The 19999-nt window shown below is 74.0% G+C and carries 18 protein-coding genes; 14 read left to right on the top strand and 4 right to left on the bottom strand.

Features of this window, described 5'->3' with window-relative positions:
• Nucleotides 1–26 precede the first annotated feature (26 nt).
• The gene (glgA, locus tag OG294_RS17920) at nt 27–1211 is read left to right on the top strand and encodes a glycogen synthase (RefSeq protein ID WP_327067500.1); all 1185 of its coding nucleotides are present in this window, start codon (nt 27–29) and stop codon (nt 1209–1211) included.
• A gap of 29 nt (nt 1212–1240) precedes the next feature.
• Here glgA and OG294_RS17915 read toward each other — a convergent pair whose 3' ends face one another.
• A complete protein-coding gene (locus tag OG294_RS17915; protein ID WP_327067499.1) occupies nt 1241–2617 on the bottom strand; it encodes a cation:proton antiporter in 1377 nt (458 codons plus the stop codon).
• 442 nt (nt 2618–3059) lie between these two features.
• Between OG294_RS17915 and proC the strand changes: the two genes are divergently transcribed.
• The 7 genes from proC (at nt 3060) to OG294_RS17880 (ending at nt 9371) form a co-directional block, all read left to right on the top strand.
• Nucleotides 3060–3887, top strand: a complete 828-nt coding sequence (gene proC / locus OG294_RS17910) for a pyrroline-5-carboxylate reductase (protein WP_327067498.1) — start codon at nt 3060–3062, stop codon at nt 3885–3887.
• 122 nt (nt 3888–4009) lie between these two features.
• The gene (locus OG294_RS17905; RefSeq protein WP_327067497.1) at nt 4010–5224 is read left to right on the top strand and encodes an MFS transporter; all 1215 of its coding nucleotides are present in this window, start codon (nt 4010–4012) and stop codon (nt 5222–5224) included.
• Nucleotides 5205–6404, top strand: a complete 1200-nt coding sequence (locus OG294_RS17900) for an acetoin utilization protein AcuC (protein WP_327067496.1) — start codon at nt 5205–5207, stop codon at nt 6402–6404. The genes OG294_RS17905 and OG294_RS17900 overlap by 20 nt, the downstream gene beginning before the upstream one ends.
• 258 nt (nt 6405–6662) lie before the next feature.
• Nucleotides 6663–6872 carry a helix-turn-helix domain-containing protein gene (locus OG294_RS17895; protein WP_035847941.1) on the top strand — a complete coding sequence of 70 codons (210 nt, stop codon included), beginning with the start codon at nt 6663–6665 and terminating at the stop codon, nt 6870–6872.
• Between the two features lie 103 nt (nt 6873–6975).
• The gene (locus OG294_RS17890) at nt 6976–7092 is read left to right on the top strand and encodes a 30S ribosomal protein bS22 (RefSeq protein ID WP_425311139.1); all 117 of its coding nucleotides are present in this window, start codon (nt 6976–6978) and stop codon (nt 7090–7092) included.
• A gap of 141 nt (nt 7093–7233) precedes the next feature.
• On the top strand, nt 7234–8325 hold the full coding sequence (locus OG294_RS17885; protein ID WP_327067495.1) for an NAD-dependent epimerase/dehydratase family protein: 1092 nt from the start codon (nt 7234–7236) through the stop codon (nt 8323–8325).
• Nucleotides 8322–9371: a lysophospholipid acyltransferase family protein gene (locus OG294_RS17880; protein WP_327067494.1), complete on the top strand. Its 1050-nt coding sequence runs from the start codon at nt 8322–8324 to the stop codon at nt 9369–9371. The genes OG294_RS17885 and OG294_RS17880 overlap by 4 nt, the downstream gene beginning before the upstream one ends.
• 58 nt (nt 9372–9429) lie before the next feature.
• Here OG294_RS17880 and OG294_RS17875 read toward each other — a convergent pair whose 3' ends face one another.
• The 3 genes from OG294_RS17875 to OG294_RS17865 form a co-directional block, all read right to left on the bottom strand.
• Nucleotides 9430–10713 carry a DUF5667 domain-containing protein gene (locus OG294_RS17875; RefSeq protein WP_327067493.1) on the bottom strand — a complete coding sequence of 428 codons (1284 nt, stop codon included), beginning with the start codon at nt 10711–10713 and terminating at the stop codon, nt 9430–9432.
• A gap of 251 nt (nt 10714–10964) precedes the next feature.
• Nucleotides 10965–11741 carry an ECF subfamily RNA polymerase sigma factor, BldN family gene (locus OG294_RS17870; RefSeq protein WP_442789341.1) on the bottom strand — a complete coding sequence of 259 codons (777 nt, stop codon included), beginning with the start codon at nt 11739–11741 and terminating at the stop codon, nt 10965–10967.
• Nucleotides 11742–12397: 656 nt separating this feature from the next.
• On the bottom strand, nt 12398–13363 hold the full coding sequence (locus OG294_RS17865; RefSeq protein ID WP_327067492.1) for an HAD family hydrolase: 966 nt from the start codon (nt 13361–13363) through the stop codon (nt 12398–12400).
• Nucleotides 13364–13459: 96 nt separating this feature from the next.
• On the opposite strand from OG294_RS17865, the gene OG294_RS17860 reads away from it, so the two are divergent.
• The 6 genes from OG294_RS17860 to hemB all read left to right on the top strand — a co-directional run bounded on the left by OG294_RS17860 (nt 13460) and on the right by hemB (nt 19958).
• Nucleotides 13460–13738 carry a glutaredoxin family protein gene (locus OG294_RS17860; RefSeq protein ID WP_327067491.1) on the top strand — a complete coding sequence of 93 codons (279 nt, stop codon included), beginning with the start codon at nt 13460–13462 and terminating at the stop codon, nt 13736–13738.
• Nucleotides 13739–13988: 250 nt separating this feature from the next.
• The gene (locus OG294_RS17855; protein WP_327067490.1) at nt 13989–14813 is read left to right on the top strand and encodes a redox-sensing transcriptional repressor Rex; all 825 of its coding nucleotides are present in this window, start codon (nt 13989–13991) and stop codon (nt 14811–14813) included.
• 70 nt (nt 14814–14883) lie between these two features.
• Entirely contained in the window at nt 14884–16230 is a 1347-nt protein-coding gene (locus OG294_RS17850) for a glutamyl-tRNA reductase (RefSeq protein WP_327067489.1), read from the top strand.
• 50 nt (nt 16231–16280) lie between these two features.
• Entirely contained in the window at nt 16281–17288 is a 1008-nt protein-coding gene (gene hemC, locus OG294_RS17845; protein WP_327067488.1) for a hydroxymethylbilane synthase, read from the top strand.
• Nucleotides 17285–18946: a bifunctional uroporphyrinogen-III C-methyltransferase/uroporphyrinogen-III synthase gene (locus OG294_RS17840; protein ID WP_327067487.1), complete on the top strand. Its 1662-nt coding sequence runs from the start codon at nt 17285–17287 to the stop codon at nt 18944–18946. The genes hemC and OG294_RS17840 overlap by 4 nt, the downstream gene beginning before the upstream one ends.
• Nucleotides 18947–18977: 31 nt before the next feature.
• Entirely contained in the window at nt 18978–19958 is a 981-nt protein-coding gene (hemB, locus tag OG294_RS17835; RefSeq protein ID WP_442789340.1) for a porphobilinogen synthase, read from the top strand.
• The last annotated feature ends 41 nt before the right edge of the window (nt 19959–19999 follow it).

The raw sequence follows: 19999 nt of genomic DNA, 5'->3' as shown, positions 1-19999 counted from the left end.
GCCGCCACCCCCAGAAGGGACCAGCCATGCGGATCGACCTCCTGACCAGGGAATATCCGCCGGAGGTGTACGGCGGTGCCGGTGTCCACGCGGCCGAGCTGACCCGGGCGCTGCGACGCCTGGCCGAAGTGCGGGTCCGCTGTCTCGGAGCCCCGCGCGGTGAGGACCAGACCCATGCGTACCAGCCGCCCACGGACCTGGACGGTGCGAACGCGGCCCTGCGCTTCCTCGGCGCCGACCTGCGGATCGCCGCCGACTGCGCCGGGGCCGACGTGGTGCACAGCCACACCTGGTACGCCAACGCGGCCGGCCACCTGGCCGGTCTGCTGCACGGCGTCCCGCACGTCATGACGCTGCACAGCCTGGAGCCGCTGCGGCCCTGGAAGGCCGAGCAACTCGGCGGCGGCTACGCGCTCTCCAGCTGGATGGAGCGCTCGGCCGCGATCGCCGCCGACGCGCTGATCGCGGTCTCGGGGGCGATGCGCGAGGACGTCCTGACCGCCTACCCGGAGATCGGTCCGGAGCGGGTGCACGTGATCCACAACGGCATCGACACCGAGGTCTTCCAGGCGGACGCGCGCACCGACGCGCTGGTCAGGTTCGGTATCGACCCGGAGCTGCCGATCGTGCTGTTCGTCGGGCGGGTGACCCGGCAGAAGGGGCTGCCGCACCTGCTGCGGGCCGCCTTCGAGCTGCGGCCCGAGGCCCAACTGGTGCTCTGCTGCGGCCGACCGGACAGCCCCGCGATCGCCGCCGAGGTGGCCGGCCTGGTCGCCGAGCTGACCCGGGCCCGCCGCGGCGTGGTGCGGGTGGACGGCATGCTCGACGGCCGCAGCCTGCGTCAACTGCTCACCCACGCCACGGTGTTCGTCTGCCCCTCGGTCTACGAGCCGATGGGCATCGTGAACCTGGAGGCGATGGCCTGCGGGACGGCGGTGGTGGCCACCGCGGTCGGCGGGATCCCCGAGGTGGTGGAGGACGGCGGCACCGGCCTGCTGGTCGGCTTCCGGCCCGGGCCGGACGGGACGGGCGAGCCGGCCGACCCCGGGCAGCTGGCGGCCGGCCTGGCCGAGGCGGTCAACCGGCTGCTCGACGACCGTGACCTCGCCGAGCTGTTCGGCGCGGCCGGGCGGCGCCGGGCGGTCGAGCGGTTCTCCTGGACCGGCGTCGCCGAACGCACCCTGCGGGTCTACGAGAAGCTGGTCGGCTGAGGGCGACGGGCCGACCGGTGCGGTCCTGCTCACCGCAGGTCCGCCGGGCCGGTCCCGGCCGCGACCCGCAGGCCGGGCCGCGGGCGCCCGCTCAGCAGGGTGAGCGCGGGCCCGGCGGCGGCGGTGGCCAGCAGCGCCACCACCAGCAGCGCCTCGAAGAGCCGTTGGCCGATCAGGTGGGCCTGGTACCCGGCGCTCAGCACCACGATCTCGGTCAGACCACGGGTGTTCATCAGCACCCCGAGGCGCAGCGCGTCCCTGGGCGGGCAGCCGTAGTGCGCGCCGACCAGCGCGCAGGCGGCGAACTTGGTGGCGGTGGCCACCGTGAGCAGCAGCGCCACCAGCAGCAGGAACCCGCCGTCCAGCAGGCTCCCGCCGAGGTCCACCTGCTGGCCGGCGCCCAGGAAGAAGCAGGGCAGCAGCACCGTGGCCAGCTGGCCGACCGCCGGCTGCCCGCCGGTGGCCGCCACGCCGCTGCCGGACTTGTCGATGGATTTGTCACATGACGTTGTGACAGCCGGTGAAGCGCCACCGGGAGCCGTGCCCGGCCCGGCCAGTCCGAGCATCAGCCCGCCGAAGAGCGGATGCAGGCCGAGCGCCGAGGAGACCGCCGCGGCCAGGCAGACTGCGGCGGTGACGGTGACCGCCCCGGCCTCGGCGCTCCGCGCGCGCCGCGGCCCGCGCCGCACCCGGCTGCGCCGCCAGGCCAGCAGGGCGGCCAGTACCGCCCCGGCCAGCGCCCCGACCAGCTGCGGCCACCCCATCCGTCCGGCCAGCCAGAGCGAGAGGGCCAGCAGGCACCAGCAGGCCGCGTCGCCGATCGAGGCGGCCCGCAGGCTCAGGCGCCCGATCGTGCTCCGGTCGAGGCCCCGGTCCTGCAGGATCCGGGCCAGCACCGGCACCGCGGTGACCCCCAGCGCGCAGGCCAGGAAGAGGGCGAAGGCGTCCAGGCCGACGCCGGGTCCGCCCAGCCGGTGGGCGTGCAGCACTGGCGCCAGGGCCAGCCCGGCGGCGGCCGGTGCGAGCAGCGAGACGGTCGCGAGCACCAGCGGCGCGCGTGCCCCGCCGCGCCGCGCCGGCCCGCCGGACGGGTCCGCCGGGTCCGCCTGGTCCGCCGCCCCACCGTCCGGCGTCAGCAACTGCCGCCCGATCTCGAACGCGTACAGTGCCACCGCCAGCTGCGCCAGCCCGTTCAATACGCTCTGCGCCTCGCCGCCGAAGAGCTGGCGGTGCACCGCGGGCAGCAGCCGCCCGAGCACCGAGGGGCCGAGCAGGACGCCGACCGCGATCTCGGCCAGCACGGCGGGCTGGCCGACCCGGGTGGCCAGCCGGCCGGCGCCCCGGCTCAGGCCCAGCAGCAGGGCGAGCCCGGCCAGCAGCCGGGTGGTGAGGTCGAGGGTGGTCACCGGCGCCCCCAACGGTGACCCTGCGTGGCTGGCCCACGGGTGCTGCGGAGACGCACGGTCATCCTGAACCTCCCAGGAACGCCGGTAATCCTGTCGGGTGGCCGCGTTGGCCATTACCAGAAAATTGACAACGAGAAATATAACTTGTCACAGAAAACCGATCCGTGATCGTGCGCAGGTGGGGGCGTACTGTCGGATGTCCCAAGCTCCGGTCATGGCCGGAGATTGCCGCTGGACTTTGCCCCGGGGAGCTTGCCTCGGCGGCCGGACCGGGCACCGGGCCCCGGCGGGACTCACCGCCGGGGACGCCCGTCACGGTGCTGGCCAGCGTGCCGCCCGCCCGGCGGCGCCCGATGTCCGCCCGGTGGACAGGCCCCCGATCCGGTGGGCCCTGGTGCGAGGATGGGCGGCAGTACCGTCGCGGTGATCAAGGAGCCACGCCATGACCAGCAGCGCCGTCCACCCCCAGCGGATCGCCTTTCTGGGTACCGGCAAGATCGGTGAGGCACTGCTCTCCGGGCTGCTGCGGTCGGGCAAGCGGCCGGCCGAACTCTGGGTCACCGCGCGCCGCCCCGAGCGGGCGGCCGAACTGGCCCGCAAGTACGGCGTGGCGGCCTGCTCCAACAAGGAGGCGGCCAAGCTCGCCGACACCCTGATCCTGGCCGTCAAGCCGCAGGACATGGGCACCCTGATGGAGGAGCTGGGCCCGCACGTCACCCCCGACAACCTGGTGATCTCGGCCGCGGCCGGCATCCCCACCCGCTGGTTCGAGGCCCGGCTGCCGGCCCGCACGCCGGTGGTGCGGGTGATGCCCAACACGCCCGTCCTGGTCGACGAGGGCATGAGCGTGATCTCCGGCGGCTCGCACGCCACCGAGGAGCACCTGCGGCGCGCCGAGCAGATCTTCGAATCGGTCGGCAAGGCGCTGCGGCTGCCGGAGAGCCAGCAGGACGCGGCCACCGCGCTCTCCGGCTCGGGGCCGGCCTACTTCTACTACCTGGTGGAGGCGATGACCGACGCCGGGATCCTGCTCGGCCTGCCCCGGCAGGTGGCGCACGACCTGATCGTGCAGTCCGCGATCGGCGCCTCGGTGATGCTGCGCGACTCCGGCGAGCACCCGGTCAAGCTGCGCGAGGCGGTCACCTCGCCGGCCGGCACCACCATCGCCGCCATCCGCGAGCTGGAGAACCACGGCGTGCGCGCCGCACTGCTGGGCGCCCTGGAGGCCGCCCGGGACCGCTCCCAGGAGCTCGCCTCCGGCGGGAAGTGAACCGCACGGCGGCCACGCCGGATCAGTGCGGTCGGACCCCTCCCCAAAAGTCGGCCCACCACCTACGCTCGCGCCAATATCGTCGTACCGGCCGGTAGCGCCGGTGGTGAGCGAGGTCCCGGATGACGTCAGCGGAGGCGACGGCCGAGCAACCGGTCAGACTGCGCCAGGCCCGCACCGCCCTGCTGGTCGGCTTCCTGCTCCAGGGCGCGACCTTCGCCCTGCTGGTCACCCGGATACCCGGCCTGCAACGGCAGTACGCGCTGACCGACGGCACCCTGACCGTCATCCTGGCCGCCGTGCCGATCCTGGCCGGCGTCGGCTCGCTCTGCTCCGAGCAACTGGTCAGGCGGACCAGCGCACGCGCCGTGCTGCGCACCGTGCAGCCGCTGCTCGTCCTGACCCTGGTCGCGAGCGGGCTCGGCCACCGGCTCTGGGCGCTGGTGCCGGTGCTGGCCGCCTTCGGCCTGCTCACCGGTGCGCTGGACGCCTCGATGAACATGCTCGCGGTGGCCCTGCAGCACCGCTACGGACGCTCGATCATGCTCGGCTTCTACGCCGCCTACAGCCTCGGCGGGATCATCGGCGCGCTGCTGGCCAGCGCCGGCGCGCGCCTGCACCTGCTCACCCTGTTCGGCGCCTGCGCGGTGGTCCTGGTCCCGGCCGCGCTGCTCGCCGGCCGCTCCTTCGCCGGCCCGCGCGAGCTGGGCTCCGCCGTCCAGGAGGCCGCCGAGGCCGCCGCCCGGGCGATCCCCTGGAGGCCGCTGCTGCCGCTCTGCGCCGTGCTGGCCTTCGCCTACATCGCTGACGCCACGGTCTCCAACTGGAGCGCCAAGGACCTGACCGAGTCGCTGCACAGCTCGGACCGGGTGGCCGCCCTCGCCTACGCCGGCTACCTGGCCACCCTGCTGCTCGGCCGCACGGTCGGCGACCGCTGGGTGCAGCGGTTCGGCGCCACCGCCGTGGTGCGCGCCGGTGCCGGGGTGGCCGCCCTGGGCCTGCTGATCGCCGCGCTGGCCCCCACGCCGTGGCTGGGCATCGCCGGCTTCACCGTGCTCGGGATCGGCAACTGCGCGGTGATACCGCAGGTCTTCGCGGCCGGCGGCCGGCTCTTCCCGCAGGACCTGGACGCGGCGGTGGCCCGGCTCAACCTCTTCAACTACGTGGGCTTCCTGGTCGGCGCCCCGCTGGTGGGCGCGATCGCCGGGGCCACCTCGTACCACTGGGCACTGCTGGCACCGATGCTGCTGGTGCTCGCCGTGGTCCCGCTCGCCGGGCACTTCGCAGCGCCCGCGAAGGGGCCGCTAGCGTTGGACCATGCCTCAAGCCGAGCCTGACCAGCCCTGCAGCCTGCGCCTCCTCTGGGACGAGGCGGTCACCGCCTACGACTTCGGTCCGGGACACCCGATGGACCCGACCCGGCTCGCGCTCACCATGCGGCTGATCGAGGCGTTCGAACTGCCCGCCGCCGCCGGGGTCACGGTGGCCGCCGCGCCGCCGGCCGGCGAGTCCACGCTGCACCTGGTGCACCGCCTGGACTACATCGAGGCGGTGCGGCAGGCGGCCGCCGATCCCGGGACGTTCGACGAGCGGCACGGCCTGGGCACCGAGGACAACCCGGTCTTCCCCGCCATCCACACCGCCTCGGCGCTCATCGCCGGGCAGTCGGTGGCCGCCGCCGAGGCCGTCTGGCGGGGCACGGCCCGGCACGCCGTCAACTTCGCCGGCGGCCTGCACCACGCGATGCCCGGCCGGGCGGCCGGCTTCTGCGTCTACAACGACGCTGCGCTCGCCGTCGCCCGGCTGCTCGAACTGGGCGCCCAGCGGGTGGTCTACGTGGACGTGGACGTGCACCACGGCGACGGCGTCCAGCAGGCGTTCTGGGAGGACCCCAGAGTGCTCACCATCTCGCTGCACGAGCACCCCAGCACGCTCTTCCCGCAGACCGGCTGGTCGAGCGAGACCGGCGGCGAGGGCGCCGAGGGCTGCGCCGCCAACCTGCCGCTGCCCGCCGGCACCGGCGACGCGGGCTGGCTGCGCGCCTTCCACGCCCTGGTGCCCGAACTCATCGCCGCCTTCCGGCCCGAGGTGATCGTCTCCCAGCACGGCGCCGACACCCACATCGAGGACCCGCTGGCCCACCTCGCGGTCACCGTGGACGCCCAGCGCGCGGTCGCGCTGAGCCTGCACGAGCTGGCCCACCAGCACTGCGAGGGCCGCTGGGTGGCGCTGGGCGGTGGCGGCTACGCGGTGGTCGACGTGGTGCCGCGCACCTGGACCCACCTGGTGGCCGCCGCCGCGGGCCGGCCGATCGCACCGGAGACCGAGACGCCGGCCCACTGGCGCGCCGAGGTACACCGGTTGACCCGGCGTCAGGCTCCTGCTCGGATGACGGACGGCGCCACGGCCGACTGGCGCGACTTCGCGGAGAGCGGCTACGACCCGGGCGACCGGCTCGACCAGGCGATCCTGGCGGCCCGCCGCGCGGTCTACCCGCACCACGGCCTGCTGCCCTGAGCCCCGGCGCCGGGCGTTCGGCCGCCGCGGGGGTCTGGTGGCGGCGGCTCGCTCGGTGCACGATGGAGCGCGAAGCGCCTGCGCCAGAGGTCTGACCGACTACCTACTGCAACAGGCGGATCTCTGACCGTAAAACAACTCGGCGCCCCCCTCTTCCCACTGGTATCACCCGCAACTACTCTGGGGATACGCGTGTGTCGGTGGAGTCACCGGAGGGGAAGCCGGTGCCTTGCACACGGATAAGGGTCGGGTGAGGTCATGAGTTCCGGCGAACGCCCCCTGCAAGAGGTCAACTTCCTGACCGTGGCGGAAGTCGCCTCGGTCATGAGGGTGTCCAAGATGACGGTCTACCGGTTGGTGCACAGCGGAGAGCTGCCCGCCATCCGGGTCGGCCGGTCCTTCCGGGTGCCCGAACAGGCGGTCCACGACTACCTCAAGGACTCCTACGTCGGCCGACAGAGCGCCTGACCGGCGGGCCCGATCGGTCCCGATTACGGGGCTGGCCGGGTAAACGGTAGGCTAGGCCCTCCGTCAGTCGTATGGACTCCGTCTCTCACGGGCGGGAGTCTCAGTGAGCGAGGGTTGTTCCGTGGGCTCTGTCATCAAGAAGCGTCGCAAGCGTATGGCCAAGAAGAAGCACCGCAAGCTTCTGAAGCGGACCCGCGTTCAGCGTCGCAACAAGAAGTAACACCTGCGGAGCCTCGCTCCCGGTGCGCTGCTGCCCGTCCCGGCCGACCGGCCGGGGCGGGCAGCACCCGTTTTCCCAGCGTGACGCGGTACGGTGCAAGCACCCGCCACGCGGGCGGGCCGGCAGGGAGGCGGCGGACACGTGGGCAAGGTCGTGCTGGTCACCGGCGTGGCCAGACAGCTCGGAGCCCGGTTCGCCGAGCGGATCCGCCGCGAGCCCGGGGTCGACCTGGTGGTCGGCGTGGACACCGAGCCGCTGCGCGGCGACCTCGCAGGGCCGCGACCCGACGATTCCCGGGCCCCGCTCGCCGACTACGTCTTCGCCCCGGCCGACCTGCGCCGCCCCGCGATCGCCGGGGTGCTGGCCGAGTACGCCGTCGACACCGTGGTGCACCTCAACGTCAGCGCCACCAATCCGGGCACCGCGGCCCGGGCCACCGTCAAGGAGATCAACGTCATCGGCAGCATGCAGCTGCTCGGTGCCTGCCAGCAGTCGGGGCTGATCCGCCGGCTGGTGGTGAAGTCGACCACCGGCGTCTACGGCGCGACCCCGCGCGACCCCGCGGTCTTCTTCGAGCGGACCCCGCCCAAGACCCTGCCCTCCGGCGGCTTCGCCAAGGACGCGGCCGAGGTCGAGGGCTACGTGCGCGGCTTCTCCCGGCGCCGGCCCGACGTCGCGATCAGCGTGCTGCGGTTCGCCAACCTGGTCGGCCCCGGCGCCGACACCCCGCTCGCCGAGTACTTCGCGCTGCCCGTGCTGCCCACCGCGCTCGGCCACGACCCGCGACTGCAGTTCGTCCACGAGGACGACGCCGTCGAGGTGCTGCGGCTGGCCGCGCTCGACCCGGGCCCGGGCGCGCCGTGGCGCACCGGCACCTTCAACGTCGCGGGGGAGGGGGTGCTGCTGCTCTCCCAGTGCGCCCGCCGGCTGGGCCGCCCCACCGTGCCGGTGCTGCTGCCCGCGCTCGGCCTGGTCGCGGAGCTGGCCAAGCGGACCAGGGTCTCCGACTTCTCCACCGAGCAGATCGGCCTGCTGACCCACGGCCGGGTGGTGGACACCACCGCGCTGCGCGAGGTCTTCGGCTACCGGCCGCGCTTCAGCACGCCCGAGGCGTTCGCCGATTTCGCCGCCGGCCGACGTGCCGGCCTGCTGCCGCCCGAGCGGCTGACCGCACTGACCGACCGGCTGGCCGCCCTGCTGCCCGCCACCGACCACAGGAGCGCCGGCCGATGAAGCCTGACCAGGGGACGGGGGCCGGCCACGAGCAGCAGGCCCCCGGAACGGAGCCCACCGGCAAGGTGATCCCGATCGAGAGCGCACCGAGCTGGTCCCCCGGACCGGCCGGCCAGGGCAGCTCGGACTTCGCCGGCCGGCTGGCCGAGGGTCTCGGCACCCTGCTGGCCGGGCGGGTCGGGGCGGCGGCCGACGGGCTGCTCGGCAAGGGGTGGGAGAACCGGGCGGCCGACGGGCTGGCCTTCCTGCGCCGCCGGATCACCGGCGACTACGAGGTGGACGAGTTCGGCTTCGACCGCGAGCTGACCGAACAGGTCTTCCTGACCGCGCTGCGCCCGCTGGCCGAGAAGTACTTCCGGATCGAGGTCCGCGGCATCGAGAACATCCCGGCCGAGGGCGGCGCCCTGGTGGTGGCCAACCACTCGGGGGTGGTTCCGCTGGACGCCCTGATGACCCAGGTGGCGATCCACGACCACCACCCGGGCCGACGGCACCTGCGGATGCTCGCCGCCGACCTGGTCTTCGTGCTGCCGCTGATCGGTGAGCTGGCCCGCAAGTCCGGCCACACCCTGGCCTGCAACGAGGACGCCCAGGCGCTGCTGGAGCGCGGCGAGGTGGTCGGCGTCTGGCCGGAGGGCTTCAAGGGGATCGGCAAGCCGTTCGCCGACCGGTACAAGCTGCAGCGGTTCGGGCGGGGCGGCTTCGTGGCCTCCGCGCTGCGGGCCGGGGTGCCGATCGTGCCCTGCTCGATCGTGGGCGCCGAGGAGACCTATCCGATGCTCGGCAACGTCAAGAGCCTGGCCCGGCTGCTCGGGCTGCCCTACCTGCCGATCACCCCGACCTTCCCCTGGCTCGGCCCGCTCGGCGCGATCCCGCTGCCGACCAAGTGGACGATCCAGTTCGGCGAGCCGATCCGCACCGACGGCTATCCGCCGGAGGCGGCCGAGGACCCGATGCTGGTCTTCAACCTGACCGACGAGGTCCGCGAGACCATCCAGCACACGCTCTACGAGCTGCTGGTGGCGCGGAGCAGCCTCTTCTTCTGAGCCTGCTCCCCGGGATGGGGCGGGCGGCCCGGGTCCCGGCCGCCCGCCCCACCAGGGTTCAGCTCCCGTCCAGCCCCAGCCCCGGCAGCAGGCCCGGGATCAGCGGCGGCAGGTTGAGCCCCTGCCCGGTGGCCGGCGTGCTGCCGCCCTGGCCGGGCACGGCCGCCGTCGGAGCGGCCGGCGCGGGCGTGGTGCCCGGCGTCGGGGTGCTCGGCGCGGCGCCCGGGGAGGCGGGCGTGGCCGGGGCCGCACCGGCACCGCTGCCGGTCAGACTGCCGGTCAGGCCGTTGACCAGCCCGCCCACCGGGTTGCCGCCGCCGAGCGCGCCGCCCTGGCGGGCCTGGCCGCCGCCGGGGCTCTGCGCCGTGCCGCCGCCCGTCGTGGGCTGCCCGCCGCCGGTCTGGCCACCGGCCGGGCTCTGCGGGGCGCTGCCCGTCGAGGGGTGCCCGCCGCCGCTCGCGGCGCCCGCGGGCGAGGGGGCCTGCGCCGCGCCGCCGACGGGACCGGTCGCCGGGGTCTGCCCGGAGGCCGGAGCGCTCTGCGCCGGCTCCAGGTGCAGCGGCGCGACGTCCTCGTTGAGGTTGTCGAAGAGCTGGTCGACCTGGCCCGCCACCGGGGTCAACTGCTGGGGCAGCCGCTGCTGCAGGGCGCTCCAGTGGTTGTCCTGGGCCTCGGTGAAGCTGGCCAGCTTGCGCATCGGGTCGAGCGAGCCGTTGGCCCGGTAGACCGACCGCAGCAGGTCCCTCCCCTTGGCCGCCTCGGCGTGCATGTCCTTGAGGGCCGAGGCGAGTTGGGCCACCGTGGTCTGGCTGAGCGCGCCGCCGGTGGCCTGCCGGCCGACCAGCGAGCGGGCCTCCGCGAGCCGGGTGGAGGCCTGGTCGAGCAGCAGCGCGCCGCGCTCGGCGTCCGAACCGGCCAGGTCGAGCCGCAGGCCCTCCAGGCCGCGCTTCATCCCGTAGAGCGGGTCACCGGGCAGCGCGCCGGAACTGGCCGCGGCCACCCCGGCGAAGCTCCCCACGGTGACCCCGGCCACCAGCCCGGTGATCGCGAACCGCCGTCCCCAGCGCCGCCGTTGCAGGCCGCGTTCGGAGCGGTGGCGGCGCTGGCGCGGCACGGTGGGCAGGCCACCGGCCGCATGCTGCTCGAACGCAGCCATCAGCTGCGCCCGTTGCTCGCTCTTCACCCCGGCGTCCATGGCGGGGGCGGCCAGCTGTGCCAACGCCTCGGTCGTTCCGAGGAGTTGCCCCAGGGCCGCACTCGCTGCGGGCTGTCCCGTCCGGTGGGCCTCCAGCGCCTCGGCGAAGGCCTTCGCCCGCCGGTGCTCCAGCACGTTTGCCGTCACGGGCCACACCTCCCTTCGTCGTTGTCGACTCCCCGGCCTGCCGGACGGTTGCCACGGCGGGCCAAATCCACTCCTTCGGGTGACGGTTCGCGGCTCGGCTTGACCACGTGACCCGAGGGGGTTTGCACGCTGGGCAACGAGCGGTGCGGGGGGTCGGTTACGCACGAGTGATCATGTGACCGCATTCTCACCCGGACGTGTGGGAACGGTCCGTGGGGTGACCCGACGTCAGCTATGGTCATCGGGCCGGGTCAGCGGGCGTCCGGCGGCAGCAGCCTGGCCAGCGTGCGGACCGCGCGGTACTGCAGGGTCTTGATGGCCCCCTCGTTCTTGCCCATGATCCGGGCCGTCTCGGCGACCGAGAGGCCTTGCAGGAAGCGGAGGGTGACGCACTCCTGCTGCTGGGGGTTGAGCCGGCGCACGGCGTCCAGCAGGGCGGCGTTGGAGAGCGACTCCAGCACCGAGTCCTCGGGGCTGCGCTCGCACTCGTTGGAGTCGAGCATCTCGCCGGTGGTCACCTCCAGCCGGAACCGGCTGGACTTGAAGTGGTCGGCGACCAGGTTGCGCGCGATGGTCACCAGCCAGGCGCCGAAGTCCCGGCCCTGCCAGGTGAAGGTGCCGATCCGGCGCAGCGCGCGCAGGAAGGTCTCGCTGGTCAGGTCCTCGGCCGTGGCCCGGCTGCCGACCCGGTAGTAGATGTAGCGGTAGACCGTGTCGCTGTAGTGGTCGTACAGGCGCCCGAACGCCTCGCTCTCGCCCGCCTGGGCGCGCTCGACCAGTTCCATGATCGGGTTGTGCTCGGTCTCGGTGCCCTGGTGCGGCACGGTGCCGGTGCGGCTGCGGGCACCGGCACCCCGGGTGCGGGTGCCGGCCGAGCCGGTGGCCGCCGAGCGCAAGGCGGTTCCCGCCGCGGCCGGGCCGAAGGCCCCGAACGGGCTTGGCCCGCCGGCCGGTTGCCAGGTGCCGCCGGCCGGGACCAGCTCGGGCAGGGACGGCAGCAGCTGACTGCGCAGCAGGGTGCGCAGCAGGCGGAGGTTGCGGGTGGTCGCGCGGGGCAGGGCAGCGAGGGCGACGGGTGGCGACGGGCGGGCGGGAGCAGGCGCGTCGTTCCGGACGGGTGGGTACACGGGACTCCCAGAGGCAGAACTGTGGACGGATCACCTCCGCCTGCGCGGAGAGCACACTCCCCGTCACCCCGTCGGGGGGACACCTGGGGTGGACGTGCATCCAGGAGAGAATAACGCTTTGTGCAATGACAGCTACACCGTGTGGCGGAAGTGGTCGATAGGGATCCACTTCGCGTGGTATATGAGCTGAAACCGACCGAACGCAGCACCGAACCAGGTGCTGTTGGTGAGCGTTCAGGGGCGGGCTGTGACCGATTCCGAGGTCGGCCGGGCGGTTTCCCCGCCAACGGGCCTGCCAATCCCAGACTTTCCAGGCCGTTCGAACGATCAGATCCGGTCACCGGGCCGCCGACGCTGGGAGTTTGTCAGATTCCGCTGGTGACAGATGTGGTGACGGTGTTTCGGGTCGCCGCGGGCGCGCCGCCGCGCCTCGGGGCGCCGGGTTGACCGGGCACCCCCGGGGCGTGCGGGAGCCTGGTTGACGTCGCGTCAACCAGGCTCCCGTCAACCGTGTCGGCCGTCGGCCGTGCCGGCACGGGTCGGCCGTGCCGGCCGGGTCAGTCGCGCTTGCGGCGCAGCGCGACGGTCGCCACCGTCGCCCCCGCCACCGCGCCGAGCCCCACCGCGGCGGGCACGCCGATCCGGGCCGCCTTGCGACCGGTGCGGAAGTCGCGCACCCGCCAGCCGTGCGCCCGCGCGTGCTTGCGCAGCCGCGCATCGGGGTTGACCACGAAGGGGTGCCCGACCAGCGAGAGCATCGGGATGTCGTTGGCCGAGTCGCTGTACGCGGCGCAGTGGCCCAGGTCGAGCTGCTCGCGCCGGGCCAGCGCGCGCACCGCGGCGGCCTTGGCCGGGCCGTGCAGCATCTCGCCGACCAGCCGGCCGGTGTAGTGGCCGCCGACCTCCTCGGCCACCGTGCCCAGCGCGCCGGTCATGCCGAGCCGGCGGGCGATGATCCGGGCCACCTCCTGCGGGGCGGCGGTCACCAGCCAGACCCGCTGCCCGGCGTCCAGGTGCATCTGCACCAGGGCCCGGGTGCCCGGCCAAACCTTGGCCGCGACGATGTCCTCGAAGATCTCCTCGCAGATCGCCTCCAGGTCGGCGGTGCGCTTGCCGGCCACCAGCGACAGCGCGGTGTGCTGCGCGTCGGCGATGTGCCCGGGGTCCTCGGCGCCGAACAGCCGGAACCAGGCCTGCTGCCAGGCGAACTTGGCCACGTCGCGGCGGGAGAAGAAGTGGCGGCGGTAGAGCCCGACGCCGAGGTAGAAGACCGCGGCGCCCTGGAGGATCGTGTTGTCGCAGTCGAAGAAGGCGGCGCCCTGCGGGTGGTCGACCGGGGGCGTGTCCGACTGCGGCTCGGCGGGCGGCTGTTCCGCCGGCTGATCCGCGGGCGTGCCGGTGCCCTCCGCCGCCGCCCCCTCGCGCAGTGCCCGCTCGGCCGCCTTTGCGGCGGCCTCGCCTGCCAGGGCGGCCCGCTCGGAGGAGGATCGTCTTGCCTGGGTGAGCCTTCGCAGCGCGGCCATGGCTCCGAGCATAGTCAGCCCTGGTGGGCGCCGGTATGGACGGGCACGCCGCGGTGGCCTGCCGGCGCCGCCCCGCGCGCGGCGCACAATGGTGCGGTGACCCCTCTGCTGCGCCGTGAGCGGCGTTCCGACCCCGCCGACCGCACCGTGACCCTGATCGGCAAGCCCGACTGCCACCTGTGCGAGCAGGCCAGGGAGGTGATCGTGCGGGTCACCGCCGAGCTGGGCGCCGGCTTCGAGGAGCGGGACATCACCCAGGACGCGGAGCTCTACCGCACGTACTGGGAGCAGATCCCGGTGACGCTGATCGACGACCGTCAGCACGATTTCTGGCGGGTCGACGAGGCCCGGCTGCGCGCCGCGCTCACCCGTTAGCACCGGCGCGGCGCCGTTCCGGTTCGAACTCCTGGCCGGACCGGCGCTGGTGGACGACGATGGTGCCGCCGGGGCGGCGTGTGGCGTGATGCGCGTCACTGTGGCGGGACAAAACGGACATCATCTTTGTGCACACGTTCACAAACGCATAGCCTGGCTGCCAAAGCCCAGCTTCACCCACAGGAGCACCGTGGCAATCGGCCGATCCACCCCTGAATCCTCGCCCCCCAGCACCGCCGACGGAGGCTCCATGCGCCGCACCCCTGTGGGACGTCAGACGCGTGCCCGCGGCATCCCGGAAGCCACCGTGGCCCGGCTGCCGCTCTACCTGCGCGCACTGACCGCGCTCTCCGAGCGCTCGGTCCCCACCGTCTCATCGGAGGAGCTGGCGGCTGCGGCCGGGGTCAACTCCGCGAAGCTGCGCAAGGACTTCTCCTACCTCGGCTCCTACGGGACCCGCGGGGTGGGCTACGACGTCGAGTACCTCGTCTACCAGATCTCGCGCGAGCTGGGCCTCACCCAGGACTGGCCGGTCGTGATCGTCGGGATCGGGAACCTGGGCCACGCGCTCGCCAACTACGGGGGCTTCGCCTCCCGCGGCTTCCGGGTGGCGGCCCTGCTGGACGCCGACCCGGCCGTGGTCGGCGGCAGCGCGGCGGGCCTTCCGGTGCGGCACATGGACGAACTGGAGTCCATCGTGGAGAGCCAGCAGGTCTCCATCGGTGTGATCACCACTCCGCCGGGCGCCGCCCAGCAGGTCTGCGACCGGCTGGTGGAGGCCGGGGTGACCAGCATCCTGAACTTCGCGCCGACCGTGCTGACCGTGCCGGACGGCGTGGACGTGCGCAAGGTCGACCTCTCCATCGAGCTGCAGATCCTGGCCTTCCACGAGCAGCGCAAGGCGGGCGAGGAGCCGGAGGCCGAGGAGGAGCCGGCCCCCAGCCGCACCCCCGGCCCGGTGCGCGCCGCGGCGGCCAAGCTGCGCCGCGCGGCCGGCGGCGGCAAGGACGCCCCCCGGGACGGCAAGGCGGAGCCGCGTGGCGAGAGCGAGCGGTCCGCGGTGATGCCGGCATGAGCGAGCGCAGCGAGCGAATCATGTCAGGTGCGTCCGGCTCGCCGGCTGCCGAGCGAAGCGAGGTGGGCGTGTGAGTTTGCTCGTCGTCGGCCTGAGCCACCGCACCGCACCCGTCACCGTCCTGGAGCGCGCCGCGCTGACCGGGGAGGTCCCCACCCGGCTGCTGCACGACGCGGCCGCCACGGCCACCGTCTCCGAGGCGGCCCTGCTCAACACCTGCAACCGGATCGAGCTCTACGCGGACGTGGACAAGTTCCACGCCGGCGTCGCCGAGCTGTCGCTGCTGCTCGCCGAGCACAGCGGGGTCGACCTGGAGGAGCTGACCGCGCACCTCTACGTCCACTACGAGGACCGCGCCGTGCACCACCTCTTCTCGGTGGCCTGCGGGCTGGACTCGATGGTGGTCGGCGAGGGCCAGATCCTCGGTCAGCTGCGCGACGCGCTGGCCCGCGCGCAGGAGGAGCACACCGCCGGACGCCTGCTCAACGAGCTGTTCCAGCAGGCCCTGCGGGTCGGCAAGCGCGCGCACAGCGAGACCGGCATCGACAAGGCCGGCCAGTCGCTGGTCACCTTCGGGCTGGAGCAGATCACCTCGGGGGCCGGCGAGATCGCCGGCAAGCGGGCGCTGGTGGTCGGCGCGGGCTCGATGAGCTCGCTGGCCGCCGCCACCCTCGCCCGGGCCGGGGTCGGCGACCTGTTGATCGCCAACCGCACCCCCGAGCGGGCCGAGCGGCTGGCCGCCACGCTGGGCGCCCGGACGGTCGAGTTCGCCAAGGTGCCGCAGGCGCTGGCCGACGTCGACGTGGTGATCTCCTGCACCGGCTCGGCCGGCGCGGTGATCCAGGCCGCCGACGTCGCCGCGGCGGTGGCCGCCCGGGCCGGGCGGACGCCGCTGGCCTTCCTGGACCTGGCGATGCCGCGCGACGTGGACCACGCGGTGCACGAGCTGCCCGGCGCGCTGCTGGTCGACCTGGAGTCGCTCTCCCAGGTCGACGCGGCGCTGCCCGGCACCGGTGACGTGGACGCGGTCACCACCATCGTCGCCGACGAGGTGGCCGCCTTCGGCGCCGCCCAGCGCGCCGCGCGGATCGCCCCCACCGTGGTGGCGCTGCGCGCGATGGCCTCCGAGGTGGTCGGCGCCGAGCTGGCCCGCCTCGAGGCCCGGCTGCCCGACCTGGACGACCGCTCGCGCGCCGAGATGGCGCAGACCGTCCGCCGGGTGGTCGACAAGCTGCTGCACGCACCGACGGTGCGGGTCAAGCAGCTGGCCGCCGAGCCCGGCGGCGCCTCCTACGCGGACGCGCTGCGCGAGCTGTTCGACCTCGACCCGGGTGCCGTGCACGCCGTGTCGGGGACGCCGGTGGGGCCGCAGGCGCAGCCCACCAGCGGTAGTCTCGCGGGCGGAGCGGCCCGATGAGTCGACCGCACCATCTTCTCGACCACCAGCACGACCGGGATGATCACGTTATGAATGGTCAACTGAGCACGCAGCAGGGCCAGTTGGACGCCGAAATACCGCTGCGGCTCGGCACCCGGCGCAGCGCGCTGGCGATGGCGCAGTCCGGGATGGTCGCCCGCGAGGTCAGCCGGCTGACCGGCCGCGAGGTCGAGCTGGTGGAGATCACCACCTACGGCGACACCTCGCGCGAGCAGCTGGCCCAGATCGGCGGCACCGGGGTCTTCGTCTCCGCGCTGCGCGACGCGCTGCTCGCCGGCCGGATCGACTTCGCCGTCCACTCGCTCAAGGACCTGCCGACCGCCGCCCCCGAGGGCCTGGTGCTCGCCGCCGTCCCCGAGCGCGAGGACGTCCGGGACGCCCTGGTCGCCCGCGAGGGACTGAGCCTTGAGGCGCTGATCGAGAAGTGCGCCGGGCGCGCTGCCCGGATCGGCACCGGATCCCCGCGCCGGATGGCCCAGTTGAACGCCTGGGCCGCGGCCCAGGGCGTCGCCGTCGAGACGGTGCCGATCCGCGGCAACGTCGACACCCGGATCAACTTCGTGCACAGCGGCGAGCTGGACGCGGTGGTGCTCGCCACCGCCGGCCTCAACCGGCTGGGCCGCTCGGCCGAGATCAGCGAGCACCTGGCGCCCGAACTGATGCTCCCGGCCCCCGGCCAGGGTGCGCTGGCCATCGAGTGCCGTGCCGACGACCCCGAACTGGCCGCCGCCCTCGGCGCGCTCGACCACGCCCCCACGCGTGCCGCCGTCGTCGCCGAGCGCGCGCTGCTGGCCGCGCTGGAGGCCGGCTGCTCGGCTCCGGTCGCTGCACTGGCACAGCTGAGCGAAGAGAACGAACTGCGGCTGGAGGGTGTCGTCGGCTCCGTCGACGGTGCCACCCTGCTGACGATGTCCACCACTGGCCCGCTCGCGACCGACGAGACGGCCGAACGGCAGGCGCGGGCCCTGGGCCACGCGCTGGCCGCCCGGCTGCTCGACGGCGGAGCGGCCGGTCTGATGGGGGAGCGAGTGCGATGAGCCCCACCACCACCGCCGCCGACCGGTCCGGACGCTGCACCTTCCTGGGTGCCGGCCCCGGCGACCCGGGACTGCTGACGCTCCGTGCGGTCGAGGTGCTGGCCTCGGCCGACCTGCTGATCGCCGACCCGCTCACCGCCGGAGCGGTGCGCAGCCACTGCCCCGAGGGCGTCCAGGTGTTCGCACCCGGCGCGCCGGTGGGCGAGGCGGCACCGCTCGACATCGGCGGCGACGACGCGGGCGCGCTCGCCCGGCTGATCGCCGACGCGGTGCAGGCGGGCAAGCACGTGGTCCGCACCGTCGACGGCGACCCGGGCCTGGACGGCCGGGCGGCCGAGGAGATGCTGCTCTGCGCCAAGGCCGGCACCTCCTTCGAGGTGATCCCGGGCGTGGCGCAGTCCGTCGGCGTCCCCGCCTACGCGGGCGTGCCGCTGCGCGGCAGCAACGGCGCCGACGTGCGCTTCGTGGACGGCACGGCGCTGCTGGCCGGCGCCCTGGTCGACCTCGGCGCGCCGGAGACCACCCTGGTGGTGCGCACCACGCTCGGCCAGCTGCCCGCCACCGCGAGCGCGCTGGTCACCCACGGCCGCAAGCCGGACGCCGCGCTGTGCGCCACCCTCTCGGGCACCACCACCCGCCAGCGCACCTTCACCTCCACGCTGGCCGCCATCGGGGCCGACCTGAAGGCGGCCCGGGTGCTGCCCTCGCCGGTCTCCGCACCGGTGGACCCGGCCACCTCGGTGATAGCCGTGGTGGGTGACCAGGTCGCCTACCGCGACTCGCACTCCTGGTTCGAGACCAAGCCGCTGTTCGGCTGGAACGTCCTGGTGCCGCGCACCAAGGAGCAGGCCACCGGCCTGTCCGAGCAGCTGCGCTCCTACGGCGCGGTGCCGCAGGAGGTGCCGACCATCGCGGTCGAGCCGCCGCGCACCCCGCAGCAGATGGAGCGGGCGATCAAGGGCCTGGTCACCGGGCGCTACGAGTGGATCGCCTTCACCTCGGTCAACGCGGTCCGCGCGGTGCGCGAGAAGTTCGAGGAGTACGGTCTGGACGCCCGCGCGTTCGCCGGCATCAAGGTCGCCGCGGTCGGCGAGACCACCGCCAAGGCGCTGGTCGACTTCGGCGTGAAGCCCGACCTGGTGCCCAGCGGCGAGCAGTCCGCGGCCGGCCTGCTGGAGGACTGGCCGCCCTACGACCCGGTCTTCGACCCGATCGACCGGGTGCTGCTGCCGCGCGCCGACATCGCCACCGAGACCCTGGTGGCGGGCCTGGTCGAACTCGGCTGGGAGGTGGACGACGTGACCGCCTACCGGACCGTGCGCGCCTCGCCGCCGCCGGCCGAGACCCGCGAGGCGATCAAGGGCGGCGGCTTCGACGCGGTGCTCTTCACCTCGTCCTCGACCGTGCGCAACCTGGTCGGCATCGCCGGCAAGCCGCACAACGTCACCATCATCGCCTGCATCGGTCCGGCCACCGCCAAGACCGCCGAGGAGCACGGCCTGCGGGTCGACGTGATGGCCCCCGCGCCGTCCGCCGCCGCGCTGGCCGAGGCGCTCGCGGAGTTCGGCGCCGGCCGCCGCGACGCCGCCACCTCGGCGGGCGAACCGGTCTACCGGCCCAGTGAGCGGCGCCCCGGCTCCCGTCGCAAGGCGCGCTGAGCCAGGGCGTTCACCGACGAACTCTGGAGGAATCGTGTCTTTCCCCGCCGCCCGTCCCCGCCGGCTGCGCACCACTGTGGCGGTGCGCCGGCTGGTCGCGGAGACCCGGCTGCACCCGGCCGAGTTCATCCTGCCGGTCTTCGTGCGGGAGGGCATCAGCGAGCCGGTGCCGGTCGCCTCGATGCCGGGCGTCGTGCAGCACACCCGCGATACGCTGCGCAAGGCGGCGGTGGAGGCGGCGGAGGCCGGCATCGGCGGCATCATGCTCTTCGGCGTGCCGCAGACGAAGGACGCCGTCGGCTCGGCCGGCACCGATCCCGAGGGCATCCTGCAGCTGGCGATCCGCGACGTGGTCGCCGAGGTCGGCGACCAGCTGGTGGTGATGTCGGACCTGTGCCTGGACGAGTTCACCGACCACGGCCACTGCGGGGTGCTCGCGGCGGACGGCAGCGTGGACAACGACGCGACGCTGGAGCGCTACGCCGAGATGGCCGTGGTGCAGGCCGAGGCCGGGGTCCACATGGTCGGGCCCTCCGGGATGATGGACGGCCAGGTCGGGGTGGTCCGCCGGGCGCTGGACGCCGCCGGGCACCAGGACGTCGCCGTGCTCGCCTACACCGCGAAGTACGCCTCCGCCCTCTACGGCCCCTTCCGCGAGGCGGTCGCCTCCTCGCTCAAGGGTGACCGCAGGACCTACCAGCAGGACCTGGCCAATTCCCGCGAGGCGCTGCGCGAGCTGGAGCTGGACCTGGCCGAGGGGGCGGACCTGGTGATGGTCAAGCCGGCCATGCCCTGCCTGGACATCCTGCGCCAGGTCGCCGACCGCTCGCCGGTGCCGGTGGCGGCGTACCAGATCTCCGGCGAGTACTCGATGGTGGAGGCCGCCGCGGCGAACGGCTGGATCGAGCGCGAGCGGACCATCCTGGAGACGCTCACCTCGATCCGCCGGGCCGGGGCCGAGCAGATCCTCACCTACTGGGCCGTCGAGGCCGCGCGGCTGCTCGGGCGCTGATCGACCGCATGACGAAGGGGGTGCCGGCAGCTGCCGGCACC

Origin of the sequence: Kitasatospora sp. NBC_01302, from assembly GCF_035976515.1 — a bacterium.
Lineage (GTDB): Bacteria > Actinomycetota > Actinomycetes > Streptomycetales > Streptomycetaceae > Kitasatospora.
Note: the sequence above shows the minus strand (reverse complement) of the source record. Positions and strands in the feature narration are given on the sequence as shown.

What these genes read in the sequence shown, in the direction of transcription:
- OG294_RS17865 (WP_327067492.1), bottom strand. Translation starts at nt 13,363, where the DNA reads ATGGCCGCGCTGCGAAGGCTCACCCAGGCAAGACGATCCTCCTCCGAG.
- OG294_RS17905 (WP_327067497.1), top strand. Translation starts at nt 4,010, where the DNA reads ATGACGTCAGCGGAGGCGACGGCCGAGCAACCGGTCAGACTGCGCCAG.
- OG294_RS17880 (WP_327067494.1), top strand. Translation starts at nt 8,322, where the DNA reads ATGAAGCCTGACCAGGGGACGGGGGCCGGCCACGAGCAGCAGGCCCCC.
- OG294_RS17895 (WP_035847941.1), top strand. Translation starts at nt 6,663, where the DNA reads ATGAGTTCCGGCGAACGCCCCCTGCAAGAGGTCAACTTCCTGACCGTG.
- glgA (WP_327067500.1), top strand. Translation starts at nt 27, where the DNA reads ATGCGGATCGACCTCCTGACCAGGGAATATCCGCCGGAGGTGTACGGC.
- proC (WP_327067498.1), top strand. Translation starts at nt 3,060, where the DNA reads ATGACCAGCAGCGCCGTCCACCCCCAGCGGATCGCCTTTCTGGGTACC.
- OG294_RS17855 (WP_327067490.1), top strand. Translation starts at nt 13,989, where the DNA reads ATGCGCCGCACCCCTGTGGGACGTCAGACGCGTGCCCGCGGCATCCCG.
- OG294_RS17900 (WP_327067496.1), top strand. Translation starts at nt 5,205, where the DNA reads ATGCCTCAAGCCGAGCCTGACCAGCCCTGCAGCCTGCGCCTCCTCTGG.
- hemC (WP_327067488.1), top strand. Translation starts at nt 16,281, where the DNA reads ATGAATGGTCAACTGAGCACGCAGCAGGGCCAGTTGGACGCCGAAATA.
- OG294_RS17840 (WP_327067487.1), top strand. Translation starts at nt 17,285, where the DNA reads ATGAGCCCCACCACCACCGCCGCCGACCGGTCCGGACGCTGCACCTTC.